Consider the following 26401-nt stretch of genomic DNA (forward strand, 5'->3'; position numbering starts at 1 on the left):
GATGCCTAAGCTCCTACTGGCCTTCGAGGCCTGACTGTAATCGGCATGCCACGAGCTCTTCCAATTTTGGCCAGAGGCCGAAGACGGCTTCCACGAATAGGCCTAATACATAGATGCAACGGGGCGACAGTTTTCAAAAAACGGGTAGACAGTGGGGGCGAGTCCATACATAGGAGCTGCCGAAGGCTGCGATCTTTTGCTTTTCAAGGCCATAAAAAACGCCCCGCACTCACTGAGTACGGGGCGTTTTTTATGCCGCAAGATCAAGCGTAGCTTGGGGTCTCGCTGTTTTCTTCAACCAGTTCCAGCGCGATGTTGTTCTGCGCGTTGATCTTGCGATACAGCGCAGCATCGGTTTCCAGCACCTTTTCACGGGCCGGGAAGATTTCCGCCAGTTTGCCGGCCCACTCGCCCTTGGCCTTGCCCGGGAAGCACTTCTCGATCAGCTCGAGCATGATCGAAACGGTCACCGAGGCACCCGGCGATGCGCCGAGCAGGGCGGCAAGAGAGCCGTCCTTCGCAGCGACCAGTTCGGTACCGAATTGCAGGATGCCGCCTTTTTTCGGGTCTTTCTTGATGATCTGCACCCGTTGGCCGGCGACTTCCAGGCGCCAGTCTTCGGCTTTCGCCTCAGGGTAGAAGCGGCGCAGGGATTCCAGACGCTGCTCCATCGACTGCATCACTTCGCTGACCAGGTACTTGGTCAGGTCCATGTTGTTTTTCGCCACGGCCAGCATCGGGCCGATGTTGCCGGCGCGAACCGACATCGGCAGGTCCATGAAGGAGCCGTGCTTGAGGAACTTGGTGGTGAAACCAGCGTATGGTCCGAACAGCAGGGATTTCTTGCCATCGACCACGCGGGTGTCCAGGTGCGGCACCGACATCGGTGGCGAACCCACGGCTGCCTGGCTGTAAACCTTGGCCTGATGGTGTTTGACCACTTCCGGGTTGTCGCAACGCAGCCACTGGCCGCTGATCGGGAAGCCGCCGAAGCCTTTGCTTTCTTCGATGCCCGAAGCCTGCAGCAATGGCAGGGCTGCGCCACCGGCGCCGAGGAAGACGAATTTGGCATCGACTTCACGGCTGCTGCCGCTGTTGACGTCCTTGATGCTGACGGTCCAGCCGCTGCCGTTACGCTTGAGGCCAGTGACGCGCTTGCAGTATTTGACCTGGGTGTCGGGTGCGCTGGTCAGGTGCTTGAGCAACTGATTGGTCAGGGCGCCGAAGTTGACGTCGGTGCCGTTCATCACGCGGGTTGCGGCGAGTACTTCGTCCGGCGAGCGGCCCGGCATCATCAGCGGCATCCACTCGGCCATCTTGGCTTTGTCTTCGGTATATTCCATGTCGGAGAAAGCGTGGTGCTTGCTCAACACGTCGAAGCGGTCCTTGAGGAAGGAAACGCCTTTGTCGCCCTGGACGAAACTCAGGTGTGGCACCGGGCTGATAAAGGATTTGCACGAGCCGAAGGTGCCTTTTTTGGTCAGGTACGACCAGAACTGCTTGGACACTTCGAACTGGGTGTTGATGTGCACGGCTTTCTTGATGTCGACGCTGCCGTCGGCAGCCTGCGGCGTGTAGTTCAGCTCGCACAGGCCGGCGTGGCCGGTACCGGCATTGTTCCACGGGTTGGAACTCTCCGCCGCGCCGGAATCCATCAGCTCGACAACTTCCAGCTTGATCGCCGGATCGAGCTCTTTGAGCAGCACGGCAAGGGTGGCACTCATGATGCCGGCCCCAACCAGTACTACGTCGACTGCTTCGTTATGCGCCATTTAACGCGTCTCCAAAATCTGCAGCACCAAATTGTCGGCATGGCTGCCAGGCGTTCCGGGGCAGGTCAGTGATGCCCCAGGTAACGGTGGTCAGGTTCGCCATGTCCGAATCTTCGCAATTTTTCGCAACTTCGGCGGATGCAGGCGGCCTGGCTTCGAGGGTTCAATGAACTCATTTCTGCGCAAGGCTGGCAATTCGACTTATGGTCGAGACATCCGTTTTGTGCAACCAAATCCGTAGCGGACAGGCTTCAGGCTCCGATATTCGAGGTGTACCCGGTCCTGTGTCGTTGGGCTGTTTCAGACGCTAATGGTGCATGTTCAGACGCAAAACTATTCATTTGCTCGCCACACTCTTGTGAAGTTGTGAAAACCCGTTTTTTCACGCTCTTTTGAAGACGTGAACCTCAAAAAAGGGCTGTCGAAGCCTGGCACCGTGCCCGCAAGGGCAAAACAACTCGGTGGCAGAGCGTAATGACAGCTCTGCAGATTCGCGAAAAGCGGGGGTTTTGCCGGAAGAACAGGCAAGCACGCCAACTTCACTCGATCTGTGTGGGCGGCTCTCTGTGGGCGATTTGGGTGTCGAATGCATGCGCATTGACGCTGTTGCGGGGCCCGATCAGGAGACGTCCTTATAATCGGGGGGAGATTGTATCGAAGAAATGCGCGGAGTTGGTTGTGTTTAATGACTTTTATTAGGCATCCGGTCAGATGCTCAACTGCACCTGTGCCCGTGCGCGCATTTGTCGCGGTACGACCCTGGCACTGGCGGGCAACGGCTGGTGTAACCAGTTAAGGCGAATTTCTTCGATTTCGACCCAGCCGTCACCCATGGGCTGCAGACTGCACTGCTTGAACGCCTGGCAGTGGCCGTTGCGGTCAAGCAAGGCGAAGCTGCGATGCAGCGGACGTGGGGAGAACAACGAGATCAGATAACGCATGGCCGAGTACCTTGTTGGAGGACTGGATTGAAGGTTGCCAGCAGGCCGTGACGTGAAAGTGAATGGGCGGTGACGAATGTGTGACAGGAACCGCGTTCTCCCGGTTTTGTCAGACATTTCAGTATTCACCGCGGGATGCTGGTTACCCGCAGTGGCCCACCGCTATACTGCCGGCCTGTTTGTGCCTGATTCTGGAGAGAAGAGCATGTTGCAACGCCTGTTGTTCGGTTTGATCACTGTGGCCGGTTTGACCCTGGCCGGCTGCGCCCACAGCCCGCAACAACTGAGTCCGGAGCCGAAGCTGACCACGCAACTGGCCGCGGTCGGCCGCGGTCAGCCGGTGGTGGTGCGTGTGGTTGACGGTCGTCCGTCGCCAACCCTGGGCACCCGTGGCGGTCTGTACCCGGAAACCAGCGCCATCACCGTACAACGCGAGCAGATCCTGCCGAAACTGCAGGCTCAGGCCGAAGCTGCTGTGCGCCTGCTCGGGTTCACCCCGACCAACAACGCGCCGAATGCTCCGCAACTGACCGTGACCCTGGCCGAGCTGAAGTACCAGTCGCCGAAAGAGGGCATGTACGTGACTGAAGCGACCATCGGCGCGACCTTCCGCTCCGACGTACAGAATGCCAACCGTCGCTACAGCGGCCGTTACGGCGCTTCGCTGGACCAGCGTTTCGGCATGGCGCCTAATCAGGAAACCAACACCAAACTGGTCAGCGATGTATTGAGCGATGCGCTGACGCGTCTGTTCAAGGATCCGACTGTGGGTCAGGTGCTTGCTGAGTAAGCCTTTCGGCAGATGCAAAAAAGCCCGGTGCCAGCAATGGCTCCGGGCTTTTTTGTGAGTGCATGTTTTGAACCTTGCACAAATCCCCTGTGGGAGCGGGCTTGCTCGCGAAAGCGCTGGATCAGTCAATCTGGAAGTCGACTGACACTCAGTCTTCGGGAGCAAGCCCCCTCCCACAGTGAGCGGTGGGTCAGGCCGCTTGTGAGTAGAAATCGAGCACGCTGACGCCGGTCAGCAAGTCGGTTTCGGGTAAATCCGCATGCTGATGCCCGCCCAGCGCGCAATACACCAGCCAATGGCGATCCTGAACATTGAAGGCAAGGCTGCCGACGAGGCTTTGTTGTTCGTCGCTCGGGGTGATGAGGTAAAGACGATCCTGGTTTTCAGCGTGCAGCATGTCGCGTTCCATGTGTGTTTCGAGGCGCGCATGGTCGCCGATGTAGATGACGAAGCCGTGACACAGGGCAGCCATCGGTCGATTGTCACGTTATTTGTCGTAAAGGGGAGGCGGCCTCGGCAGGTTTCGGTAGAATCCGGGCGCGGTCGTCGGTCTGGCGCCTGCCACACCGATTACGTTTGAGGTCTGTGATGTCGCTGCATTTGATGACGCTGTTTACTGCCCATCCCGCCAAATTGATCAACCTGTTGGCCTTGCTGCTGGCCTTCCCGGGCAGTTGGCTGCTGCACGCGACTCGCCGCCGTGAGCAACGCGCAATGGCCAGTATTGCCGCCCAGCGCCAGGCGCAACCGAACGCCGAGCCGATTCTCGATTGGGCAACGTTGCGCATGAACCGGTTTTTCTACCGCTTCGGCTTTGCCTGCCTGGGCCTGGCACTGCTCATTTCGTGGATCAGCACCCGCTTCTGATGATTTTCGGCAAAAAAAACGGCGCCCCGAGGGCGCCGTTTTTGTATCTGGCCGAAGACACTTACAGCGCCAACCCAGCCTTGACCCGATACTGATTACGCACCGGCGTCGCATATTGCAGCACCAGATATGGACGATGCTCCTCAGGACAAGCATCCAGCCGTTGCTGCCACTCCTCCTGTGCCTTGGCCAGCTCATCCGCCGGGAACACCTCGGCCGCTTTCGGCACATTCAGCGTCGGATCAGCCTCCGCCCACTGCGCATACGCCAGGTAATGCACCGGGAACAGGCGATAACCGCCGAGAATCTGCTTGTCCATCTCGATCGCCAATTGCTTGGTGTCTTCGAACAGCTCGGTGATCGGCGCAGCAAAGTTCACGTGCACCCGGCCTTTGTAACCGGTGATACCTTTGGCGATGCTCACGTCATCTTCACCCGGCGCCTTGGCGTAGGTGCCGGTGGTGGCGCGGATGTACAACTCGCGGGCCTTGGCCTGGTCGCACGGGTCGTATTCGTAGCTGATCGACACCGGAGTGACGTTCAGCGACTGAATCACTTCACCGAAAGGCTCGTCCTTGCGGCTCATATGGAACATCTTGAGGATCGCCGACTCGGTACGGTCGTCGCCGTCCTTCGCGCGGCCTTCGGCCTGAGCGATCCAGATCGAGGCGCAGTCGTTGCGGATCGAGTGGTTGATGTAGGCCGACAGCAATTGGTACGCGGCCATTTTCTCGCGGCGTCCGGTGATCGAGCGGTGAACGATGAAGCTCTTGTTCAGGCGCATCAAGTCGCTGACAAACGGCTTTTGCAGCAAGTTGTCGCCAATCGCGATGCGCGGCGTCGGCAGGCCGGCGTGGTACACGGCGTAGTTGACGAAGGCCGGGTCCATCACGATGTCGCGGTGATTGGCGATGAACAGATAGGCGCTGCCGGACTTGAATTGCTCGACACCGGTGTAGGTCACGCCATCGGTGGCGCGCTCGATGGTGTGGTCGACGTAGAACTCGACTTTGTCCTGCAGGGTGGCCACCGAATTGACGCCGGCGAACTCACGACGCAGCCGATGGGCTATAAGTGGTTTGAGCATCCAGCCGAAGGCACCGGCAAAACGCGGGAAGCGGAAGTGGGTGAGGATATCTAGAAACGCCTTGTCGCCGAGCAGTCTTGCCAGTACCGCAGGTACTTCGCTGTCGTCGTAAGGTCGGATGGCATCGAATTCGCCCATCATGCTCTCTTGTTGGAAACGGCTAGGGTAAGTAAAGGTTTTGATCGAAAACCAACGGGGCACGGTCTGAAAAGGTAGCCAGACAAAAATAGCCCTGCAAATAGACCGGCGATTATACGCACAAGTCACTTGGGAGACCTCGATGCTGGAAAGCGCACTGTATGAATGTCCGTATTGTGGTGAAGAAGTTGAAACGACTGTGGATCTGTCCGGCGGTGATCAGACCTACATCGAAGACTGTCAGGTGTGTTGTCGGCCGATCACGTTTGTATTGCAGGTTCACGAAGATGAATGGCACCTGGAAGTCTTCAGCGAAAACGAGTGAGGGGCGCCCATGCAGCGAATCTACGAGCCGGAAAATCTGATGGAAGGCGAAATGCTCAAGGGCATGCTTGCCAGCGAAGGCATCGAGGCGCATCTGGTGGGGCGGGACTTGCTCGGGGGCACCGGTGAGCTGCCGATCTTCGGCCTGTTGGGGCTGTCGGTCGATAATGATCAGGCCGAATACGCCCTCGAGTTGATCACCGCGTACAATGCCGCGCTGCCGCTGCCCGGCGATGAACCGGAGAGCTTCCCCGGTACGCTGGTCTGTTAGGCTGGCGTTCGTTTTATTTCTGAGCCGTGTTGCCCCATGTGTGGACGTTATGCCCTGTTTCGCTGGAACCGCGACTTCGCGGCGCTGCCAGGTTTTCCTGCCGATCAACTGGCGCAGTGGAACATTTCCCCCAACGATTCGGTGTTGATGCTGCGTGCCGGTGAAGACGGCCAGCGTACGTTGGCCCGCGCGCGCTGGGGGCTGACGCCGCCGTGGCTGACCGATCTGTCACGCACCCCGGCCCATGCGCGGGCGGAAACGGTGGCCGAGCAGCCGATGTTCCGTGAGGCGCTGCGCCTGCGTCGCTGCCTGTTGCCGGCCAACGGTTTCTACGAATGGCGCGGGACTCAGCGCAAGCGTCCGTACTGGCTGACGCCGGGTGAGGGCGCTTCGCTGTTTTTTGCGGCGATCTGGGAAGCTTATCCGGTGCAGGAGCAGGTGTGGCTGAGCACGGCGGTGATCACTCAGCCGGCGGCCAGTCAGCGCCGGCCGTTGATTCTTGATGAAGCAGGTCAGGCAGCTTGGCTCGATCCTGAGACGCCGTTGCATACCTTGCAGGCGTTGCTCGCCAGTGAGCCTGCCGCGTTGCGCGAGCGGGTGTTGGCGAACCTGGTCAATGATCCGAAGCTCAACGGGCCGGAGTGTCTGACCCCGGGTTGACGAGTTGACGGGTTGTCATTGCCGGCCCCTTCGCGAGCAGGCTCGCTCCCACCGTTGAAATGCATTCCAAAGGTGGGAGCGAGCCTGCTCGCGAAAAGGTTCGAAGAACCTTCCGACGTCCTTAAACCTTGAACTGATTGATCAACCGCCGCTGCTGCTCCGCCAATTTGGTCAGATCCGCGCTCGCCGAACTCGACTCATCCGCGCCGCCCGCCACTTCATTGGCCACTTGCCCGATATTGATCACGTTGCGATTGATGTCGTCGGCCACTGCGCTCTGCTCCTCGGCCGCACTGGCAATCTGGGTGTTCATGTCGTTGATCACCGACACCGCCTGAGTGATCGTCTCCAGTGCCTCGGCCGCCTTCGCCGCGTGTTGCACGCTTTCGTCGGTGCGGTTCTGGCTGTCTTCCATGACCCGCACCACATCGCGGGTGCCTTGTTGCAGTTGCTGGATCATGGACTGGATTTCTTCGGTGGCTTTCTGGGTCTTTTGCGCCAGATTGCGCACCTCATCGGCGACCACTGCAAAGCCACGACCCTGTTCACCGGCGCGCGCCGCTTCAATGGCCGCGTTCAGCGCCAGCAGGTTGGTCTGCTCGGCAATCGCGCGAATCGCCGTGAGGATCGTGTTGATGTTTTCGCTGTCCTTGGCCAGCGTCTGCACCACGTCCACAGCCTTGCCGATTTCCACTGCCAGCACGCCAATCGAGTTAGAGGTGTCACGGACGATCTGCATGCCTTGGCTGGCGGCCTGATCGGCATGGCTGGCGGCTTGCGCCGCCTGGGTCGCGTTACGCGCGACATCCTGCGCGGTGGCCGTCATTTCCTGCACGGCGGTGGCGACCTGATCGATCTCGGCCATTTGTTTTTGTATGCCGATGTTGGTGCGAATCGCGATGTCGGCCGTGTGTTCCGAGGAATCACTGACGCTCTGTACCGAGGTCACCACTTGGGTGATCATCGCCTGCAACTTGGCGAGGAAGGTGTTGAAGCCCTTGGCGATCAAACCGAGTTCATCGCTGCGATCACTGCTCAAACGCCGGGTCAGGTCGCCCTCACCTTTGGCGATGTCATCGAGCATGGCGACCATTTGCTTCAGCGGCCGGGCGATGCCGTGGCCCACCAGCCAGATCACCAGCAGGCCAATGCCGGCGATGATCAAGCCGACCATGGCCATGCCGAAGGTATCGGATTTGCGCTGGGCGTCGAGGTCGGCCTGCAGTTTCTGCAAATCGGCCATCACCGCGTTGAGTGGCAGTTGCAGCATCAGCGTCCAGCGTGCGTCGGTCTGGCCGATGCCGAACGGCAGGTACAGTTCGATGCGGCCTTTGTCCTTGTCGACGGTATAGGTGACTTCGCCGCGCTTGAGGTTGGCCATATTGGCGATCTGCTCGGCGTCGAGGATGTCGCTGACTTTTTCGCCGAATTTGCTCGGGTCCTTGGTGTACGCCACGATCCGCCCGTTACTGCCGACCAGGGCCATTTGCCCGGCGCCGCTGTACAGCTTCTGGTTGGCGGCGAGGAGCATTTCCTGAATGAAGTTCACCGACAGGTCGGCGCCGATGATGCCCTGGAACGCGCCGTTGAGCATGATCGGTTCAATAAAGGAGGCGAGCATGACGATCTTGTCGCCGACCTTGTACGGCGCCGGATCGATCACGCAGGATTTTTTGTTTTCTTTCGAGCACAGGTAGTACTCGCTGGCGCGCACGCCGGTGGACAGGACTTTCTGGTCGTCGACGTCCACCAGTTTGTCCAGGCCGAGGGTGCCGTCGTCGTTGCGGAACCACCACGGCAGAAAGCGCCCGTTGGCCGCATCGATCCCGACGACGCTGGTGCCGAGGTAGGCGGCGTCATTGTGATCCAGTGCGTTTTTTTCCCAGGCGATGTAGGTGCCGAGGATCTTCGGGTTTTTCTCGACGTTCTCTTTGATCAGGCTGATCAGTTGCTCACGGCTGACGCTCAGGCGCGGCTGACCATCGGCGCCCGGCGTGCCGAGCAGGGCGTTGACCCGCACCAGTGCGCCGGCAATCAGCAGCGGCGCCTCCAATTCACGCTGGATCTGGCTGACCTGGGTCTGCGCCAATGAGGTCAGGCGTTGTTCGATGACTTGCTCGAACTGGGCCTGAGTGCGCTGCTGCACCATGTCCTGAGTGCGCGCACCGGAGAACAGCGCATACAGCACCAGCGCGGCGACCACGCTGAGGACGATGGCGCCGGCCAGGGCAGCGACGGAAAACTGGATCGACTTGAACTTCATGGGAGCTCCGCACGCAAGAGGACGTCTGCGCTGTTGTATCGGCAGCGGCTAATGCGCCATGAGTGGTGCAAGCCGTGATTGGGCGGGGATGTCGCAAATGGATCAGTGCGCGACGCAGTTGCCGGGGCTTGCCGGGCGCTGTGAATTTTTTACGACACACGGGGGGGAACATCTGAAAGTCGCTGCAACACGTCTGTTGTATCTGGCGCCGATACAATTACCCGCCTAGGATACGCGCAGGTTTTCAGGGAGCTTTTGAATGAACAAGACATTGGTTGTAAGTGCACTGAGCGCAGCGCTGTTGCTGGCCGGTTGTCAGTCGGTCAACACCACCAGCGGCGGCGCCGTGGGCGTGGAACGCAAGCAGTACATGTTCAGCATGCTGTCCTCGCAAGAGGTCGACCAGATGTATGCCCAGTCGTATCAGAAGACCGTCGGCGAAGCATCGAGCAAAGGCGTGCTGGACAAGACCAGCCCAGAGGCCAAGCGGGTTCAGGCGATTGCCAACCGCTTGATCGCTCAGGCGCCAAACTTCCGCCCGGATGCCGCGCAGTGGCAATGGGAGGTCAATCTGATCAAGAGCGATGAGCTCAACGCCAACTGCGGGCCTGGTGGCAAGATCATTTTCTACACCGGGCTGATCGACAGCCTGAAACTCACCGACGATGAAATTGCCGCGGTCATGGGCCATGAAATCGCTCACGCCTTGCGCGAACATGGTCGCGAAGCGATGTCCAAGGCTTACGGAATGGAGATGGCCAAGCAGGGCGCGGGCGCCTTGTTCGGTCTGGGCCAGGACAGCCTGGCGCTGGCCGACACCGTGGCCAACTACGGCATGACGCTGCCTAACAGCCGCGCCAACGAAAACGAGGCTGACCTGATCGGTCTGGAGCTGGCCGCCCGCGCCGGTTACAACCCGAACGCGGCGATCACCTTGTGGAACAAGATGAGCAAGGCCTCGGAAGGTTCGCCACCGGAGTTCATGAGCACTCACCCGGCGTCGACCAGTCGCATCGCCTCGTTGCAGGCGGCGATCCCGAAAGTCATGCCGCTGTACGAGAAAGCGCCGAAGTCCTGAGTCGGACTTAGCCTGGAGGTGGTGATCGTTCCCACGCTCTGCGTGGGAATGCCTCAAGGGACGCTCCGCGTTCCAGTGGGACGCAGAGCGTCCCCGGTTGCGTTCCCACGCGGAGCATGGGAACGAGCGGTGTTGGCAGGTTTAAACCCAGCCGCTGCTCTGCATTGCCTTGTACACCGCGATGATCGCCAAAATCAGGAACGCCGAAGCGGCCAGGCGACGGATCAGGGTCAGCGGCAGTTTGTCCGCGGCAAAGTTACCCGCCAATACCACCGGTACGTTGGCAATCAACATGCCCAGGGTGGTGCCGATAATCACCAGCCACAACTCAGGATACTGCGCGGCCAGCATGACGGTAGCTACCTGAGTCTTGTCGCCCATTTCCGCCAGGAAAAACGCAATCAGCGTGGTCAGGAATGGCCCGAACTTGCGCGCGGTGCTGGCTTCATCGTCATCCATTTTGTCCGGGACCAGCGTCCACAACGCCGTGGCGGCGAAGCTGGCGGCGAGAATCCAGTGCAACACAGAATCGGAGAAGAAGCTGCCGAACCAGGCGCCGACCGCACCGGCTGCTGCGTGGTTGGCCAGGGTCGCGGCGACAATGCCGGCAATGATCGGCCAGGGTTTGCGGAAGCGAGCGGCGAGAATCAGCGCGAGCAGTTGCGTCTTGTCGCCGATTTCGGCCAAGGCAACGATTGCGGTGGGAACGAGTAACGAGTCCAGCATCAGGATTTCCTAAGGGGCGGGTCGACACGGCTATGACACGTACAGCCTTCCCGCCCCGGGTAAGGTGTGCGTGTCATAGGTCTTGTCAAACCCTGCGATCCGTCTGGTGCGGACGCTTGGGTCGCATACGCCATGATCTGAGGATCAAGTATGTTGACGTATGCCGGACGAGCTTGGCGCTCGTGGGAGACTACTCCCCTAGGACGGAGCGGATTCTGCCTAGGCAAATCCGAATGAGCAAGCACAAATTTCTAGCCACGCTTGGCCCGGTAAATCCGGAAACCATTGCCTTCGGCCTTGATGGCGCACACGCCCAGATGCTCTTCGATCAGCGGCTGATACTTCAGGAAGCTGTTCGCTACCAGGCGTAGTTCGCCGCCGTTTTTCAGATGTTTGGCCGCTTTTCGCAGCAAGTTCTCAGTGGCGAAATAATCCGTGTGTACCCCGACATGGAACGGCGGGTTGCTTAAAATGGCGCTCAAACCCATGGGCGCCGCATCGATTCCGTCACCGGTCAGCACATCGGCTTCCAGACCATTGGCAGCCAAAGTCAGTCGGCTGCTGGCGGCGGCAAATGCGTCGACGTCCAGCAATGTCACCTGATTGTGCGGATAGCGACGTTTGACCGCAGCGCCCAATACACCTGCGCCACAACCGAAGTCGAGCAAATGACCGCTCGGCAGTTTGTCCAGATGCTCCAGCAGCAAGGCGCTGCCGCGATCCAGTCGACCGTGGCTGAACACGCCCGGCAGGCTGATGACTTTCAGCGGGCCTTCGGCCAGCGGTAGCTCGTAAGTCTGCGCCAGGCTTTCCAGCGACTTGGTTTCAGGGGCGTTGGCCACGGTGACTTGCCACAGTTGGCAGTGGCGTGCGCTGTCGAGTTTGCGTGGCTTGCCGAACGGGTTGAGCTGCTTGGAGGCGCCTTCGATGCCGCTGCGTTTTTCCCCGACCAGAAACACTTCGCGCCCGGCCAGGCGCGAGGCCACAGCGTTGAGGATGTAATCGGTCAGGTCTTTGGATTTGGGCAGAAACACCACGGCGCTATCGAACTCACGCTGGGGAATATCCACACCGAAATGACTGCGGCCTTCGAAGCGAGCATCGAGTGCAGCTTGGTCGCCGGCATGCCAGCACCAGCCAAACGCATTGGGCAGGCGCCCGAGCAAATCGTCGGCAGGCAAACCGGCCAACAATAGCGAACCCTGGAATAACTCGGCCTGACGAAGCAGTACTTCACTGCGCGGATCCATAACTGCTCCTCAAAAAAAAGTGCCGCAGTTTATCAACTGACGACCCGCAGCGCCTTACCGCTGAAGAACGCCTCGGTGTTTTCGGTCAATTGGCCAACGATGCGCTGTCGAGCCTCGCGACTGCCCCAAGCGTTGTGCGGGGTGACGATGAGGCGCGGGATGTCGGCGGCCAGCAGCGGATTGCCTAGGGTTGGCGGCTCGACGCTGAGCACATCAGTAGCAGCGCCGCCGAGGTGGCCGTTGCGCAAGGCATCGGCCAAGGCCTGTTCATCGATCAGTCCACCGCGAGCGGTGTTGACCACGAATGCGCCGGGCTTCATCGAAGCCAGTTCGCGGGCGCCGATGAAGTGGCGCGTGTGTTCATTGAGCGGGCAGTGCAGGGTGAGGGCGTCGATCTGTGGTAGCAGTTGATCCAGAGGCAAACGATCCGGGCGGACAGGGCGCCCCGGAATCTGCCCGAGCAACACGCGCATGCCGAAGGCTTGCGCCAACCGTGCGACAGCGCCGCCCAACTCGCCATGACCGAGCAGGCCAAGGGTTTTACCTTCGAGTTCGACAATCGGGTAGTCGAGCAGACAGAACTGTTTCGCCTGCTGCCAGCGACCTTCGCCTACGGCTTTTTGATAATCGGCCAAGCGTGTGGCGAGGTTGAGCAGCAGCATGAGGGTGTGTTGCGCCACCGATGGCGTGCCGTACCCCTGACAGTTGCATACGGTGATGCCATGGGCGCGGGCGGCCGCGAGGTCGACGTTGTTGGTGCCGGTGGCGGTGATCAGGATCAGTTTCAGGTCGGGATTGGCAGCCATCGCGGCGGCATCGATCAGGATCTTGTTGCTGATCGCTACTGTTGCGCCTCGCAGGCGTTCAGCGACTTGTTCAGGCAAGGTCTGGGCGAACAGTTGCAGGTCGCTGAAGCAAGCGCGCAACGGGCTGAGGTCGAGATCGCCAAGATCCAGCGAAGGGTGATCGAGGAATACGGCGCGGCGCGGGTTCGTCATCAACTGTACCTTTTGTGCTGTGAACGGAAGGCGTAATCTGCCGAGCCTACCAGATGAAACATCTGTGGGAGCGAGCCTGCTCGCGAAGGCGCTGTGTCAGGCAACAGTCGTGTGTCTGACACTCCTTTTTCGCGAGCAGGCTCGCTCCCACAGAAATGTAATAACTCCAGAGGAGCCCCCATGTACTGGACCGAGTTCTTGACCGTTGCACTGATCCACTTGCTGGCCGTCGCCAGTCCCGGCCCGGACTTCGCCGTGGTCGTGCGCGAGAGCGTGACCCATGGTCGCCGCGCCGGCACATGGACGGCACTGGGGGTGGGCACGGCGATTTTCCTGCATGTGGGCTATTCACTGCTCGGCATCGGCCTGATCGTGTCGCAGTCGATCGTGCTGTTCAACGCCTTGAAATGGGCGGCTGCCGCTTACCTGCTGTACATCGGCTTCAAGGCCTTGCGCGCGCAACCGGCAAAAACCGTCACCGACGATCTGCACAAGGAAGCGGGTGTTCGTACCGCGCGCGGTGCGTTTACTTCGGGCTTCGTCACTAATGGCTTGAACCCGAAGGCCACGCTGTTCTTCCTGTCGCTGTTCACCGTAGTGATCAATCCGCACACGCCATTGTCGGTGCAGGCCGGTTACGGGATTTATCTGGCGGTCGCGACAGCCGTCTGGTTCTGCCTGGTGGCGATGCTCTTCAGCCAGCAACGCGTACGCGCTGGTTTCGCCCGCATGGGCCACTGGTTCGACCGCACCATGGGCGCGGTGTTGATCGCTCTCGGCGTGAAAATCGCGTTCACCGAGATGCATTGAACGATGGGGAACTGACAAATGCTGGCGCAAAGCTAGCATTTGTACGGCTATGCAAATCATTCCTTCGGCTGATTTGACTGGCGTATAAGCGATCTAGAGTAGAAAACTCTTCGCCCAACACCATGCAGTCAGAAAAGGGATTCTTATGTTGCAGACTCGCGTCATTCCCCCGGCCGATGGGGCCTACCAGTATCCATTGCTGATTAAACGGCTGCTGATGTCCGGTGCCCGTTACGAGAAAACCCGCGAGATCATCTACCGTGACCAGTTGCGCTACAGCTATCCGACCCTGATCGAGCGTGTGGCGCGGCTGGCCAACGTGCTGACGGCGGCGGGCGTCAAGGCCGGTGACACCGTGGCGGTGATGGACTGGGACAGCCATCGTTACCTAGAATGCATGTTTGCCATTCCGATGATTGGCGCGGTGATCCACACCATTAACGTGCGCCTGTCGCCGGAACAGATTCTCTACACCATGAACCACGCCGAGGACCGCTTTGTGCTGGTCAACAGCGAGTTCGTCGGGTTGTACCAGGCCATCGCGCCGCACCTGACCACGGTCGAGAAAACCCTGCTGCTGACCGACCTGCCGGAGAAAACCGCCGAGTTGCCGAATCTGGTCGGTGAATACGAGCAATTGCTCGCGGCGGCGAGCCCGCAATACGCCTTCCAGGATTTCGACGAAAACTCGGTCGCCACCACGTTCTACACCACCGGCACCACCGGCAACCCGAAAGGCGTGTACTTCACCCATCGGCAACTGGTGCTGCACACCATGGGCGTGTCGACGATCATGGGCTCGATCGACAGCGTGCGCCTGCTCGGCACCAACGACGTGTACATGCCGATCACCCCGATGTTTCATGTACACGCCTGGGGCCTGCCGTACGTGGCGACCATGCTGGGTCTCAAGCAGGTTTACCCGGGGCGTTACGATCCGGAGTTTCTGGTGGAGTTGTGGCGCAAAGAGAAAGTTACGTTTTCCCACTGTGTGCCGACCATCCTGCAAATGCTGCTCAACGCCAAAGGTGCGCAGGGCAATGATTTCGGCGGCTGGAAAATCGTCATTGGCGGCAGTGCACTCAATCGCACACTGTACGAAACCGCGAAGGCGCGCGGCATTCAGCTCACCGCCGCGTATGGCATGTCGGAAACCGGGCCGTTGGTGTCCTGTGCGCACCTCAATGATGAATTGATGGCCGGGACTGAAGACGAACGCACCACTTACCGGATCAAGGCCGGTGTGCCCGGGCCGCTGGTGGAAGCCGCGATTGTCGATACTGAAGGCAACTTCCTCCCGGCTGACGGCGAAACCCAGGGCGAGCTGGTGCTGCGTGCGCCGTGGCTGACCGAAGGTTATTTCAACGAACCGCAGAAGGGCGCCGAGCTCTGGGCCGGTGGCTGGCTGCACACCGGCGACGTGGCAACGCTCGACAGCATGGGCGTGATCGACATCCGTGACCGTATCAAGGACGTGATCAAGACCGGCGGTGAGTGGATCTCCTCGCTCGACCTCGAAGACCTGATCAGCCGTCATGTGGCGGTACGCGAAGTAGCAGTGGTGGGCATCGCCGATCCGCAGTGGGGCGAACGCCCGTTTGCCCTGCTGGTGATCCGCGAAGGGCACGAGATCGGGGCACGCGAGCTCAAGGAATACCTCAAGCCGTTCGTCGAACTGGGGCACTTGAGCAAGTGGGCAATTCCAAGCCAGATCGCCGTTGTTACGGAAATTCCCAAGACCAGCGTCGGCAAGCTCGACAAGAAGCGCATCCGCCTCGACATTACTGAATGGCAGGCCAACAACAGCACCTTCCTCTCGACACTTTAAGTGTCTCTGGCGCGCCGAAAACGGCGCGCCAGACCCACCAAGCAAGCGCTTGGCTTGTGAAATCGAAAAAATCAGCCATCCTTGCCGTGCCGACATCTGTCGGACTGGCAAAAGGACTGTTCCAGAGTGGTCAGCAGCTGCAAATCACACTTTAGAGGGATCAAGCAGTACCACCTGCTGGCTATAGTCCGCTCAAGGATTTTTAAGAACGCGGCACACGCACAAAACGGGGCGATGCAGCATTGGAGTGATTTCGGGCAGCCCTTGGCTACCGGTCCTTCAGACGTTTTTAAAAGTACTCACTGCCATAACAATAATGCACATGGAGTAGCGTCGATGACCTCAGTAAACCAGTTCTGGCGCCGGGCGAAACTGCCTCTGGCGGTCAGTCTTGCTTCTTCGCTCGCCGGGCCCGCATTCGGCGTCAGTTTCAACGTCGGTGAAATCGAAGGTCAGTTCGATTCATCCCTGTCGATCGGCGCCAGTTGGTCTACCCAGAGCCCGAACAAGAACCTCATCGGCGTCAACAACGGCGGCCATGGCCTGTCGCAGACTTCTGACGATGGCCACGCCAACTTCAAGAGCGGCGAAACCTTTTCGAAGATCTTCAAGGGTATCCATGACCTTGAACTGAAGTACGGCGATACCGGCGTGTTCGTCCGTGGCAAATACTGGTATGACTTCGAACTGAAGGACGAGAGCCGCCAGTTCAAGGACATCAGCGACAGCAACCGCAAAGAGGGCGCGAAATCCTCTGGCGGCCAGATTCTCGATGCCTTCGTCTATCACAACTACTCCATCGCCGATCAGCCGGGTTCCGTGCGTCTGGGCAAGCAGGTGGTGAGCTGGGGTGAAAGTACCTTCATCGGTGGCGGCATCAACTCGATCAACCCGATCGACGTATCTGCATTCCGTCGTCCGGGCGCCGAGATCAAGGAAGGCCTGATCCCGGTCAACATGTTCTACGTGTCTCAGAGCCTGACCGAAAACCTCTCGGCCGAAGCGTTCTATCAGCTTGAGTGGGACCAGACCGTCGTCGATAACTGCGGCACGTTCTTCTCGCAGCCGGACATCGTTGCCGACGGTTGTGACAACAACCTGCGCGTGCTGAACAAACGTTCGCAAATCCCGGCGATCGCCTTGGGGCCATTGGCGGCCAACGGTGTCAACGTCAACGAAGAAGGCGTTCTGGTACGCCGTGGTCCGGACCGCGATGCCCGTGACAGCGGTCAGTGGGGCGCGTCCTTCAAGTACATGTACGAACCGCTCGACACCGAGTTCGGCGCCTACTTCATGAACTACCACAGCCGTGCGCCGATCTTCAGCGCCACCGTCGCACCACAATCGGTCTACAACACCGCGCGCGCGCTGCCGGGGCCTTTTGCGGCACTTGCACCGTTGCTGGTCGCGGGCAACTCGAACTACTTCATTGAATACCCTGAAGACATTCGTCTCTACGGTCTGAGCTTCTCCACCACCCTGCCTACCGGTACGGCGTGGAGCGGTGAGATCAGCTACCGTCCGAACGCACCGGTACAACTGAACTCCACCGACATCCTGTTCGCCGGTGTGCGTCCGATCGGCGGCGCACTGACCAACGCTTCGATACTCAATGGCGTTCCTGGCCAGGATCTGCATGGCTATGAGCGCAAGGAAATCACCCAGATCCAGACCACGTTCACGCACTTCTTCGATCAGGTCATGGGCGCCAGCCGTCTGACCCTCGTCGGTGAAGTCGGGGCGACCTACGTCGGCGGGCTGGAAAGCCGGTCCGACAAGCGTTATGGCCGCGATCCGGTGTATGGCCCGGGTGAGTTGCCAGCCACTGGCACCGTCAACACCTGCGCCAACATTCTCAACGCCAGCACCATCAATGGTGCAGGGCCGGGTTCGCCGCAGAACAACCGCAGCCGCAATTGCGACAACGACGGCTTCACCACATCGATGTCGTGGGGCTACCGCGGTCGTGCCATCTGGGAATACAACGACGTCTTCGCCGGTGTGAACCTCAAGCCGAACGTGGCCTGGTCCCACGACGTCAGCGGTTATTCGCCAGGTCCTGGCGGCAACTTCGAGGAAGGTCGCAAAGCCGTCAGCCTGGGCGTCGATGCTGAATACCAGAATACCTACACCGCGAGCCTGGCTTACACCAACTTCTTCGACGGCAAGTACACCACCGTGGATGACCGCGACTTCGTTGCGCTCAGCTTCGGCGTGAACTTCTAAGCACTGCATTTCAGGACGAACGAATTTATGAAAATAACAAAGAGTCTGTTCCACGCCGGTGTTCTGGGCCTGTCGCTACTGGCGACCAGTGTCATGGCCGCGGTGCCTGCTGCCGAAGCCGACAAACTGGGCAAGAGCCTGACCCCGATGGGCGCCGAAATGGCCGGTAATGCCGACGGTTCGATCCCGGCCTGGAAGCCGCTGCCGAAGAATGCCGGCAGCGTCGACAGCAAAGGCTTCCTGTCCAACCCGTACGCCAGCGAACAACCGCTGTTCACCATCACCGCAAAAGATGTGGACAAGTACAAAGACAAGCTCGCCCCGGGCCAGTACGCGATGTTCAAGCGTTACCCGGAAACCTTCAAAATGCCGGTGTATCCGTCCCATCGCGGCGCCACCGTGCCGGATGAGGTGTTCGCCTCGATCAAGAAAAACGCCACCACCACCAATCTGGTGTCCGGTGGCAACGGTCTGGAAAACTTTGAAACCGCCGTACCGTTCCCGATTCCGAAAACCGGCGTGGAAGTCATCTGGAACCACATCACCCGCTATCGCGGCGGCAGCGTGACCCGTCTGGTGACCCAGGCGACGCCACAGCCGAACGGCTCGTACAGTCTGGTGTACTTCCAGGACCAGTTCGTGTTCCGCGACAAGATGAAGGACTACGACCCGAAAAACCCGGGCAACATCCTGTTCTACTTCAAGCAGAAAGTGACCGCGCCGGCACGTTTGGCCGGTGGTGTGCTGCTGGTACACGAAACCCTCGACCAAGTGAAAGAGCCGCGTTCGGCGTGGGTCTACAACGCTGGTCAGCGCCGTGTGCGCCGTGCGCCACAAGTGTCGTATGACGGCCCGGGTACTGCGGCGGATGGCCTGCGTACCTCCGACAACCTCGACATGTACAACGGTGCGCCGGACCGCTACGACTGGAAGCTTGAAGGCAAGAAAGAGATGTACATCGCCTCGGACAGCTACAAGCTCGACGATCCGAAGCTGAAGTACTCCGACATCATCAAGGCCGGCCACATCAACCAGGATCTTGCGCGTTACGAGCTGCGTCGCGTCTGGCACGTGGTTGCAACCCTGAAGGAAGGTCAGCGCCACATCTACGCCAAGCGTGACTTCTACATCGATGAAGATACCTGGCAAGCAGCCGTCATCGACCACTACGACGGTCGCGGTCAACTGTGGCGCGTAGCCGAGGCGCACGCCGAGAACTACTACGACAAACAAGTGCCGTGGTACGCGCTGGAAACCCTCTACGACCTGCAGTCCGGCCGCTATCTGGCGCTGGGCATGAAGAACGAAGAGAAGCAGGCGTATGACTTCGGCTTCACTGCCACCACCAGCGACTTCACCCCGGCCGCTTTGCGTCAGGACGGTGTTCGCTAATCCGCTGTAAACCCGAGGCCGCATCCTCGTGAAAACGCCCCGACCGGTTCGGGGCGTTTTTTTTGCCTGTCTTTCCTCGGCCCCGAAAACGCGATGGTGCACCGCTCTTGTAGGCGCTGCCGCAGGCTGCGATCTTTTGATCCTGCTTTTTTTGGGGGTGCAAAACAACGTCAAAAGATCGCAGCCTGCGGCAGCTCCTACAGAGGGAGTGCGTACGTTCATGTAGTCTTTTTGTAGCCATTTGTAGCAGCAACCTTCATAACCGGTTCGTTTAAGGCTAGTCTGCGGACATCTGCAACGCCGCCAACAGCAATTCGAACAAGAGCCGGCCATGACTGATCTGTCCCCACTTCCGGGTCCTGCAAGCGTTGACGTCGCGGCATTGGACGGGCGTTTTTTTCGCCCGCCATTACCTGACGGATACGTGCTGCGACCACGCCTGTGCGAGCGCCTGCAAGCCGGGCTCGGTGGACGGCTGTTGCTGGTCAGCGCCCCGGCAGGGTTCGGCAAGAGTTCGCTGGCGGTGGAGTTCTGTCAGAGCCTGCCGGCGCACTGGCAAAGTCTCTGGCTGGGGCTGAGCCCTCGTGACAGCGACCCCGGACGCTTTCTCGAGCGCTTGCTCGAAGGCCTTCAGGGCTACTTTCCACAACTGGGCAGCCGTGCACTCGGCCTGCTGAAGATGCGTCAACGCCATCAGCCATTTGCCTTCGAGGAATGGCTCGACGGTCTGCTTGATGAACTGGCACTGCACCTCGACACGGCAACACCGTTGCTATTGGTGCTCGACGATTACCATCTCGCCCAAGGGCCGGTGCTCGACCGGTGCCTGCAATTTTTCCTCAATCATTTGCCCGATGGCTTGCTGGTGATGGTCACCAGCCGGCAGCGCCCGGACTGGCATCTGGCGCGTTTACGTCTTTCGCGGCAATTGCTCGAATTGCACGAGCAGGATCTGCGCCTGACCCACGATGAAGCTCTGACGCTGCTCGATCGCCACAGCACGTCTTTGCGCGGCGAAGCCCTGGAAAACCTTATCCAGCGCAGCGAAGGCTGGGTCGCCGGGCTGCGCTTCTGGCTGCTGGCGGTGTCCGAGGCCGGCAGCGACACGGCATTGCCGCAGGCGTTGAATGGCGCAGAAGGGCTGATTCGCGATTATCTGCTCGAAGAAGTCATCGATTGTCTGCCCACCGAAGTGCAGGCGTTTCTCTACGACACTGCTCCGCAGGAGCGCTTTTGCAGCGAACTGTGCGACGCCGTGCGCGAAGCTCATGACAGTGCCGAGATTTTGCGCTTCCTGCTGGCGCATCAGGTGTTTCTGGTGCCGCTGGACGAACACGGGCACTGGTATCGCTATCACCATCTGTTTTCTGATTTGTTGCGCAGCCGACCGATTGCTCAAGCCATGGTGCCGACCGCGACGCTGCACCTGCGCGCCTGTCGTTGGTTCAATGCCCAGGGCTTGCTCGACGAGGCGGTAGAGCAGGCGTTACGCGCTGGCCACCTCGATGTGGCGGCAAATCTGGTGCAAAACCTCTCCGAAGAACAACTGCTGGCCGAGCAGAACGTCGGCATGCTGTTGCGCTGGAAAATGGACTTGCCCGACAGCCTGCTGATCAGCACGCCCCGCCTGATCGTGTTGTACAGCTGGGCGCTGGGGCTGGCCTGCCAGCTCGATGCGGCCGAAGAGCTGTCCAGTCATTTGAGTCGTTTTCTGCCCGCACCGTCTGCCACCGCGCAAAAATCGATGCTGGCGCAATGGCTGGCGCTGAGCGGGATCATTGCCCGTGGTCGCGGCCATCGTGAGTTGACCCTCAGGTATTGCACTGAAGCATTGGAGAGCCTGCCCGCCAAACGCTACGGTCAGCGGCTGATGTGTTTGTCGACGCTGTCCAATCTGGCGATCGCCGACGGTGATCTGTGGCGCGCCCGTGGCCTGAACCGCGAGTCTCTTGAGCTGGCGCAACGCGTCGGCAATCCCTTGTTCGAAGCCTTGGCGCACTACGACCGTGCCCGCGTGTTGCAGGCACGCGGCGAAATCCTGCGTGCGCTGGATGAAGTGCATCAGGGCCTGGAGCGCCTGCGCGGATTGTCTGCGCAACGTTTGTACGCGGTGCGCGCACGGCTGACGTTGTACGAAGGTTTTCTGCTGGCGATGCGCTTGCAGCCGCAGGCCGCACGCGTGCGCCTATTGGCCGGGATCGGTGAAGCGCGGGCCTGTCGCGATATCAGCGTGTTGATCGGTCACTGCGTGATCGCCCGCCTGGACGGTGCCAGCGGCGAATTCGCCAAAGCCTTCGCCGAGCTCGCCGAAGCCGAACGGCTGATGCACATCTGGGACGTGCCACCAATCTACTATCTGGCAATGATCACTCTGGTCAAATGTGAACTTTGGCTGGCGCAGGGCCGCACGGATCTGGCTGAGGCCTGGCTAGCACGTCTTGGCCAGACCTACACCGGCGAACGCGCCGCCGCGCCGCCGGAATTTCATCCACAGTTACCGTTGCATGTTGAACTGCAACAGGCATTGCTCGATGTGATTCAGGGCCAACCGATGCTCGCCGAAGGGCGCTTGAACGTGCTGCTTGAAAACGGTCAGCAAACCGGGCGGCAGTTGCTCAGTGTGATGGCGTTGACCCAGAAGGTCGCATTGCTGTTGGCGGGTGGGCGAGAGTCGGAAGCGCGCAAGGCGTTGAGCCAGGCGCTGGAGGCAGCGGCCGGGGGCGTGCTGCAGCCGTTCGATGCGTTGGTGAAAGGGCACGCGGACTGGTTGCGCGGACAATTGCATGCTTCACCGGCGTTGGCCGGGCAACAACTGCTTGAGCACTTCCCGCCCGTTGCTGTCCGTCCAGCAATTGAGTCGAGCGCCGCTGAGCAGCTCAGCAGTCGCGAGCTGGCAGTGTTACGCCTGATCGCCCAAGGCTGTTCGAATCAGGAGATCAGCGAGCAGTTATTCATTTCGCTACACACTGTGAAAACCCACGCCAGCCATATCAATAGCAAGCTGGGAGTGGAGCGGCGCACGCAAGCAGTGGCGCGGGCCAAAGAACTGGGGTTAATGATCTAGCGACGCTAAAATCGGGATTTGGCCGTTTTCGACGGTGTTGAACAACTCTCAGGATTCCCCATGACCGTTCCCAGCCTTGCGCTCATCCGCGAAACCTTCCCCGTCGGCCCTTTGCAGTGCAACTGCAAAATAAGGTCTCGCTGGAGGCCTTTCCGAACGGGCTTTTAAGGCTGAAGATCCATCAATACAAGGGTTTTAGGCGTATTCTCGATCATCGATGATCATCCTTAATCATCCATAGTCACAGCGTGAGTGTGACAAAAGTGTGCCAGGGTGGTTGAGTTGATTACCGATGATGATTAAGCTGAAGGCAATCGTACTGGTAAGGTCCGAAAATGGCCCTGGTCTCTAGATGTTTAACAGTTGGCGCTGTGAGGCATTGATGATGAGTCGCAGGGTGCCTTGGTCCAGTGCCACGCAGGCGAAAAGCGGAAGTAGCCCGCGTGGAAGAAAGGATGCCTGAGAGCAATCGCCTGATGTCACCAGCCGCCGACTACGATGGGGTCGGATTCAAAACGGTGAGGTGCGGGGGAGAACGAGAAGAAGTTGAGGGCACAACCCTGCGTATGAATAGATCCCGCTTGATGTGCTGAGCCAGCAGCCCCAAGCGGTCAATTATCAGCGCTGCCGCGGACCCATCCAATCCTGATCCGGTTTCACCGGATTGGGGGAGGATGTGATTGTGTCTCTCGCAAAGCTTCTTACCGTTGATGACTTGGCTCAAATCTTAGGCCGCACCGCCGGCACTATCAAAAACCAGCACTCGAAAAATCCCTCTCGTTTACCACCTGTTTGCCGAATTCCTGGCGCAAAGCGACTTCTCTGGCGACAAGAAGATGTTGAGTGCTGGCTGCAACGGCACGTTGTTCAACTCGATACGATTGAGCTCGTAGACCCAATGGTTAAACGAAAACCTGGGCGTCCTCGAAAATCAGAACAATTTGTTCGAAATTCTGTTGTAGGGGCTCGATATGCTTGAGTCCCAATCGCCGGGAACGGCAGCTCAAAAAAACATTTCAAAGATCCAAATAATTCTGGACCGACGCCTTCGTGAGGCAATCGAGCGTGACAGCTTTAAAGCACAGTTGCAGAACGAACTTACGGTGCCATGTGTGGAGGAAGTATGTATTCAAGAGCAATTTCCTTTTTTTCCTCCCTTAGCATCCGCAATGCCCACTCAGTGGACGAGAACTGGATTGTTTTCCAATGTGAAGAAAGGAGAACGTCGCATATTAAAAAATGAAATTCTTGAGGGTAGATCGGATTATCGAGTGCGAATGTCAGGAGAAGAACTCGATATGTATGATAATGACGTTTTTCTTCATGCGGTTCAATTGGCTCAAGGACTGTCAGTAGGTGAGCCGGTATATTTTGAGCGCGCTGCATTTTTGCGAGCTATAGGCAGGGGTAGCGATCTATCTGCAGAGAGCTATTGTCGCCTGCATGAGTCAATTGAGCGATTGGCGAGCGCTACTATATTTGTTGATGCTAATAGTGGAGGGGAGACGTTTCGATTGATTGATAAGCTTAAGTGGGGGCAGGAAAATAATTATTGGATAATGATGGATCCTATGGTTGTTTCACTCTTTGCAAATAGCTACCTCGCATTTGTCGATATGGAGATCCGGTTGCGTCTTAAGAGTCCACTTTCCAAATATCTGCAGAACTATATTTCGGGGCATTCTATTGGAGTGCATAGGGTGGCTTGGGAATCGCTTCGAAAGTGGAGTGGGTCCCGTGGGCGTGCACGAGACTTCAAGACCAGGGCTTTGCCGCCAGCATTACGTGAGTTAGAAGGAGTGGGAGTCATCGAACAGTGGTGCATCAGGGATGAGGTCGTGAATTGGACAAGAATCGCACACGCGAAAAGCAAGCGACGCTCCTGATTTTTATCCACAGGCATCGGGGTATCTGCGCAGAGTGCTTCGGGGTATCTGCGCGGGGCGATATCTGGAAGGCCCGGAGAACGTGGGCTCTAGACGCGTTCGAGCTGCCTAACATGCTTTTAACATGAATTTAACATCTAGCCCTGGATGCATTACGACTCAGGTAGAGGAATTCGACAGGGGAAATACCATGCGGCCTGTCAGGTTGAGGCGCTGCGTGAGCCAACTAGGCCAGCGACCCAGGCCTATGAGTTGAAGTCCGTGGCTGCGAGCTTTGAGCAAGGCAAGGGCCATTATTCAGCGTGGAGCAGGATGAACAAAAATGATCAATGGGCCTTTTGGACGCTTGTAGATCCTTGCATAATTAACTTGCGCCTTAGTCGTGTACCACAGGGTGGTCACAGGGATCCGAAAGGATCGCACCCCGTTACTGCGAAAGCAGTTCGCCCAGCGCGACGCAAGAACGACCTGCCCCGTCGAACGCATGCAGTCGACGGCTGAGAGTCCCTCCTAGAGAGGGATTCGCCGTTTCTGGCCCCCGATTTCCTGAATAGCCCTAGCCCTCAAGGCTTCAAGCTCTATGGACTCAACCTGACAGGCCGCACGCTTAGCGTACGATTTTTTCGTATTCTCTATCGACCCATAGGAGTGCTTATGGTCGGGGTATCTGCGCGCCTGCGAGACGGGATGCCCAATTTTTGATCAAGCGCCAGAGGCGCTTGAGAGGCCCCGGAAGGGAAGGATGCGGATTGGAGGGCAGTGTGCGAAATTTCGCTCCAGTGGACCACCCGGTGCATTCGACCTGACCAGTGAATGCATCGGATTCGACCAGCACGCGTTGTAACCATAATTGGCAGAGAACGGCCTACAGGCTGCAATGTGCCTCATTGCTGTCGGTGCCTGTTAGCGCGCTATGTTGTGGGCTTGATTAATTGGCGCGCCAGTTTGGCGATCTCGCACGCATCAAGTTTGGACAGGTGGTCAATAAGCGCGATTTTTTTTCCGATCCCGTTCAAGGAGGTGCCCATAACAATGCCGGCCATGTTTTCAGCATCTATCCAAAAACGATCATGGAATTCGTCGGTAACAACGTCCTTGATCGAAACCTTTGGCGCGACTGCCTTCAAGGCCGAATGCATAGTCGACCTCTTATTAGCCGTTCTACCGTTCGTGAAGAATGTCACGGAGTTAAGCTGGTCGGAAAGTGCGGACATCATTTTTTCGAAGAGGGCAACGCAATCAGGATCATCTGAATAAAAATAGGGATCAATAATGAAAAGATCCCTTACACCTTTCAATTTTTCAACGAATTGAAGAACGACGTCCGCGATTTCATTCACATGAATACCCCCATGCATTACAGCATCGCAAGCCAGCGAAAAATTAAATAACGAGGAAAATCCATTTTCAACAATATATTCTCGAAAGTAATCGCGAGCGTTGATCGCATCGAATCTCGTTACGAGAAAATGCGAGAACTCTGGATGTTTGTGGACCTCTTTGAGAAAGTCCACAAAATCTAATCCTTCCTTGTAGCTTTTGACATAAACGATGCCGGAGTCCACAGTTCCTTCCTTATCTTGTTGGCGTCGAAGTTTCAGTTTCTTGACAAGCCTCGGAGCGGAGAGCGCACGAAGGCTCGATCGTTCCGTCGTTCGCGATGCTACTCAGATCGGGGCTTCGCCGACCCACGTCCGAAATGTTCGCTTAACGGCTCTTCGCAGTGCCTAAGCACCTCCCCGGTCTCGGGATCTACGACGCGCTCGTAGTAAGTGTCAGCATCTCGATCAATATCTCGCACCTTTTCAACAAATTTTTCCCGGGAAACGCTCCATTGGCTTCCCGTCTGAAGGTGTCGTCGGATTTTCCGCTTGCCCGTCACGTTCACATTTTTGGATTGAACGTCTAAAAAGTCTGTCACCGTCAGGTTAGCCTCGTCGACGAACACTAGGTGGATATGCTTCGCAAAGCTCCCGCATCGACTACACGGAGCTTTTTCTTCGCCGACGCGGATGGGGATGCACGGCTCA

21 protein-coding genes, 1 pseudogene and 1 riboswitch are annotated in these 26401 nt (G+C 58.5%); of the genes and pseudogenes, 12 read left to right on the forward strand and 10 right to left on the reverse strand.

Features of this window, described 5'->3' with window-relative positions:
- Positions 1–263: 263 nt before the first annotated feature.
- Both mqo and ATI02_RS21150 read right to left on the reverse strand, forming a co-directional pair.
- On the reverse strand, positions 264–1772 hold the full coding sequence (mqo, locus tag ATI02_RS21145) for a malate dehydrogenase (quinone) (RefSeq protein ID WP_095190596.1): 1509 nt from the start codon (positions 1770–1772) through the stop codon (positions 264–266).
- 707 nt (positions 1773–2479) lie between these two features.
- Positions 2480–2713 (reverse strand): hypothetical protein, encoded by a 234-nt coding sequence (locus ATI02_RS21150; protein ID WP_095190595.1) that lies wholly within the window; start codon positions 2711–2713, stop codon positions 2480–2482.
- 205 nt (positions 2714–2918) lie between these two features.
- On the opposite strand from ATI02_RS21150, the gene ATI02_RS21155 reads away from it, so the two are divergent.
- Complete coding sequence (locus ATI02_RS21155) at positions 2919–3503, forward strand: YajG family lipoprotein (protein ID WP_095190594.1); 585 nt, start codon at positions 2919–2921, stop codon at positions 3501–3503.
- A 190-nt stretch (positions 3504–3693) separates the two neighbouring features.
- Here ATI02_RS21155 and ATI02_RS21165 read toward each other — a convergent pair whose 3' ends face one another.
- Positions 3694–3900: a hypothetical protein gene (locus ATI02_RS21165; RefSeq protein ID WP_047296561.1), complete on the reverse strand. Its 207-nt coding sequence runs from the start codon at positions 3898–3900 to the stop codon at positions 3694–3696.
- 191 nt (positions 3901–4091) lie between these two features.
- Here ATI02_RS21165 and ATI02_RS21170 point away from each other — a divergent pair, with 191 nt between their 5' ends.
- Positions 4092–4370 (forward strand): hypothetical protein, encoded by a 279-nt coding sequence (locus ATI02_RS21170; protein WP_100847236.1) that lies wholly within the window; start codon positions 4092–4094, stop codon positions 4368–4370.
- Positions 4371–4431: 61 nt separating this feature from the next.
- On the opposite strand, the gene ATI02_RS21175 is transcribed toward ATI02_RS21170, so the two are convergent.
- The gene (locus ATI02_RS21175; protein ID WP_170947335.1) at positions 4432–5595 is read right to left on the reverse strand and encodes a 1-acyl-sn-glycerol-3-phosphate acyltransferase; all 1164 of its coding nucleotides are present in this window, start codon (positions 5593–5595) and stop codon (positions 4432–4434) included.
- A gap of 142 nt (positions 5596–5737) precedes the next feature.
- Here ATI02_RS21175 and ATI02_RS21180 point away from each other — a divergent pair, with 142 nt between their 5' ends.
- From ATI02_RS21180 to ATI02_RS21190, 3 genes are read left to right on the forward strand one after another with little or no spacing between them, the layout of a single operon-like run.
- Positions 5738–5920 carry a CPXCG motif-containing cysteine-rich protein gene (locus ATI02_RS21180; protein ID WP_095191731.1) on the forward strand — a complete coding sequence of 61 codons (183 nt, stop codon included), beginning with the start codon at positions 5738–5740 and terminating at the stop codon, positions 5918–5920.
- Positions 5921–5929: 9 nt separating this feature from the next.
- Entirely contained in the window at positions 5930–6190 is a 261-nt protein-coding gene (locus tag ATI02_RS21185; RefSeq protein WP_095191732.1) for a putative signal transducing protein, read from the forward strand.
- Between the two features lie 36 nt (positions 6191–6226).
- Positions 6227–6850 (forward strand): SOS response-associated peptidase, encoded by a 624-nt coding sequence (locus ATI02_RS21190; protein WP_100847237.1) that lies wholly within the window; start codon positions 6227–6229, stop codon positions 6848–6850.
- A 121-nt stretch (positions 6851–6971) separates the two neighbouring features.
- Here the strand turns inward: ATI02_RS21190 and ATI02_RS33340 are convergent, their stop codons facing one another.
- Both ATI02_RS33340 and ATI02_RS33345 read right to left on the reverse strand, forming a co-directional pair.
- Positions 6972–7814 carry a methyl-accepting chemotaxis protein gene (locus tag ATI02_RS33340; protein WP_420875221.1) on the reverse strand — a complete coding sequence of 281 codons (843 nt, stop codon included), beginning with the start codon at positions 7812–7814 and terminating at the stop codon, positions 6972–6974.
- A 12-nt stretch (positions 7815–7826) separates the two neighbouring features.
- Positions 7827–9113, reverse strand: a pseudogene (locus ATI02_RS33345) (methyl-accepting chemotaxis protein); the annotation flags it as partial.
- 259 nt (positions 9114–9372) lie between these two features.
- On the opposite strand from ATI02_RS33345, the gene ATI02_RS21200 reads away from it, so the two are divergent.
- Positions 9373–10191: a M48 family metallopeptidase gene (locus ATI02_RS21200; protein WP_095191735.1), complete on the forward strand. Its 819-nt coding sequence runs from the start codon at positions 9373–9375 to the stop codon at positions 10189–10191.
- A 141-nt stretch (positions 10192–10332) separates the two neighbouring features.
- Here ATI02_RS21200 and ATI02_RS21205 read toward each other — a convergent pair whose 3' ends face one another.
- From ATI02_RS21205 to ATI02_RS21215, 3 genes are all read right to left on the reverse strand, one after another.
- Entirely contained in the window at positions 10333–10917 is a 585-nt protein-coding gene (locus tag ATI02_RS21205) for a TMEM165/GDT1 family protein (RefSeq protein ID WP_095191736.1), read from the reverse strand.
- An 87-nt stretch (positions 10918–11004) separates the two neighbouring features.
- Positions 11005–11129, reverse strand: a riboswitch (yybP-ykoY riboswitch).
- Between the two features lie 39 nt (positions 11130–11168).
- Positions 11169–12167 carry a methyltransferase gene (locus ATI02_RS21210; protein WP_100847239.1) on the reverse strand — a complete coding sequence of 333 codons (999 nt, stop codon included), beginning with the start codon at positions 12165–12167 and terminating at the stop codon, positions 11169–11171.
- A 32-nt stretch (positions 12168–12199) separates the two neighbouring features.
- Positions 12200–13165, reverse strand: a complete 966-nt coding sequence (locus ATI02_RS21215; protein ID WP_100847240.1) for a 2-hydroxyacid dehydrogenase — start codon at positions 13163–13165, stop codon at positions 12200–12202.
- A 180-nt stretch (positions 13166–13345) separates the two neighbouring features.
- Between ATI02_RS21215 and ATI02_RS21220 the strand changes: the two genes are divergently transcribed.
- The 6 genes from ATI02_RS21220 (at position 13346) to trfA (ending at position 24371) form a co-directional block, all read left to right on the forward strand.
- A complete protein-coding gene (locus ATI02_RS21220; RefSeq protein ID WP_053123690.1) occupies positions 13346–13975 on the forward strand; it encodes a LysE family translocator in 630 nt (209 codons plus the stop codon).
- Between the two features lie 145 nt (positions 13976–14120).
- Positions 14121–15803 carry a fatty acid--CoA ligase gene (locus ATI02_RS21225; protein WP_100847241.1) on the forward strand — a complete coding sequence of 561 codons (1683 nt, stop codon included), beginning with the start codon at positions 14121–14123 and terminating at the stop codon, positions 15801–15803.
- Positions 15804–16139: 336 nt separating this feature from the next.
- The gene (locus ATI02_RS21230) at positions 16140–18029 is read left to right on the forward strand and encodes a DUF1302 domain-containing protein (protein WP_100847242.1); all 1890 of its coding nucleotides are present in this window, start codon (positions 16140–16142) and stop codon (positions 18027–18029) included.
- 27 nt (positions 18030–18056) lie between these two features.
- Complete coding sequence (locus ATI02_RS21235; RefSeq protein WP_100847243.1) at positions 18057–19421, forward strand: DUF1329 domain-containing protein; 1365 nt, start codon at positions 18057–18059, stop codon at positions 19419–19421.
- A gap of 331 nt (positions 19422–19752) precedes the next feature.
- Positions 19753–22485 (forward strand): winged helix-turn-helix domain-containing protein, encoded by a 2733-nt coding sequence (locus ATI02_RS21240; RefSeq protein ID WP_100847244.1) that lies wholly within the window; start codon positions 19753–19755, stop codon positions 22483–22485.
- 971 nt (positions 22486–23456) lie between these two features.
- Positions 23457–24371, forward strand: coding sequence for a plasmid replication initiator TrfA (trfA, locus tag ATI02_RS21250; RefSeq protein WP_100847245.1), 915 nt, complete (start codon positions 23457–23459; stop codon positions 24369–24371).
- A 911-nt stretch (positions 24372–25282) separates the two neighbouring features.
- Here trfA and ATI02_RS21255 read toward each other — a convergent pair.
- Positions 25283–25936: a hypothetical protein gene (locus ATI02_RS21255; RefSeq protein ID WP_090202143.1), complete on the reverse strand. Its 654-nt coding sequence runs from the start codon at positions 25934–25936 to the stop codon at positions 25283–25285.
- Positions 25937–26401: the final 465 nt, after the last annotated feature.

Source organism: Pseudomonas baetica, assembly GCF_002813455.1.
In the GTDB taxonomy this organism is placed as follows: domain Bacteria; phylum Pseudomonadota; class Gammaproteobacteria; order Pseudomonadales; family Pseudomonadaceae; genus Aquipseudomonas; species Aquipseudomonas baetica.

What these genes read in the sequence shown, in the direction of transcription:
- ATI02_RS21175 (WP_170947335.1), bottom strand. Translation starts at nt 5,595, where the DNA reads ATGGGCGAATTCGATGCCATCCGACCTTACGACGACAGCGAAGTACCT.
- ATI02_RS33340 (WP_420875221.1), bottom strand. Translation starts at nt 7,814, where the DNA reads ATGATCACCCAAGTGGTGACCTCGGTACAGAGCGTCAGTGATTCCTCG.
- ATI02_RS21215 (WP_100847240.1), bottom strand. Translation starts at nt 13,165, where the DNA reads ATGACGAACCCGCGCCGCGCCGTATTCCTCGATCACCCTTCGCTGGAT.
- ATI02_RS21200 (WP_095191735.1), top strand. Translation starts at nt 9,373, where the DNA reads ATGAACAAGACATTGGTTGTAAGTGCACTGAGCGCAGCGCTGTTGCTG.
- ATI02_RS21170 (WP_100847236.1), top strand. Translation starts at nt 4,092, where the DNA reads ATGTCGCTGCATTTGATGACGCTGTTTACTGCCCATCCCGCCAAATTG.
- mqo (WP_095190596.1), bottom strand. Translation starts at nt 1,772, where the DNA reads ATGGCGCATAACGAAGCAGTCGACGTAGTACTGGTTGGGGCCGGCATC.
- ATI02_RS21205 (WP_095191736.1), bottom strand. Translation starts at nt 10,917, where the DNA reads ATGCTGGACTCGTTACTCGTTCCCACCGCAATCGTTGCCTTGGCCGAA.
- trfA (WP_100847245.1), top strand. Translation starts at nt 23,457, where the DNA reads ATGCTTGAGTCCCAATCGCCGGGAACGGCAGCTCAAAAAAACATTTCA.
- ATI02_RS21220 (WP_053123690.1), top strand. Translation starts at nt 13,346, where the DNA reads ATGTACTGGACCGAGTTCTTGACCGTTGCACTGATCCACTTGCTGGCC.
- ATI02_RS21190 (WP_100847237.1), top strand. Translation starts at nt 6,227, where the DNA reads ATGTGTGGACGTTATGCCCTGTTTCGCTGGAACCGCGACTTCGCGGCG.
- ATI02_RS21230 (WP_100847242.1), top strand. Translation starts at nt 16,140, where the DNA reads ATGACCTCAGTAAACCAGTTCTGGCGCCGGGCGAAACTGCCTCTGGCG.
- ATI02_RS21240 (WP_100847244.1), top strand. Translation starts at nt 19,753, where the DNA reads ATGACTGATCTGTCCCCACTTCCGGGTCCTGCAAGCGTTGACGTCGCG.
- ATI02_RS21165 (WP_047296561.1), bottom strand. Translation starts at nt 3,900, where the DNA reads ATGCTGCACGCTGAAAACCAGGATCGTCTTTACCTCATCACCCCGAGC.
- ATI02_RS21155 (WP_095190594.1), top strand. Translation starts at nt 2,919, where the DNA reads ATGTTGCAACGCCTGTTGTTCGGTTTGATCACTGTGGCCGGTTTGACC.
- ATI02_RS21185 (WP_095191732.1), top strand. Translation starts at nt 5,930, where the DNA reads ATGCAGCGAATCTACGAGCCGGAAAATCTGATGGAAGGCGAAATGCTC.
- ATI02_RS21235 (WP_100847243.1), top strand. Translation starts at nt 18,057, where the DNA reads ATGAAAATAACAAAGAGTCTGTTCCACGCCGGTGTTCTGGGCCTGTCG.
- ATI02_RS21150 (WP_095190595.1), bottom strand. Translation starts at nt 2,713, where the DNA reads ATGCGTTATCTGATCTCGTTGTTCTCCCCACGTCCGCTGCATCGCAGC.
- ATI02_RS21210 (WP_100847239.1), bottom strand. Translation starts at nt 12,167, where the DNA reads ATGGATCCGCGCAGTGAAGTACTGCTTCGTCAGGCCGAGTTATTCCAG.
- ATI02_RS21180 (WP_095191731.1), top strand. Translation starts at nt 5,738, where the DNA reads ATGCTGGAAAGCGCACTGTATGAATGTCCGTATTGTGGTGAAGAAGTT.
- ATI02_RS21225 (WP_100847241.1), top strand. Translation starts at nt 14,121, where the DNA reads ATGTTGCAGACTCGCGTCATTCCCCCGGCCGATGGGGCCTACCAGTAT.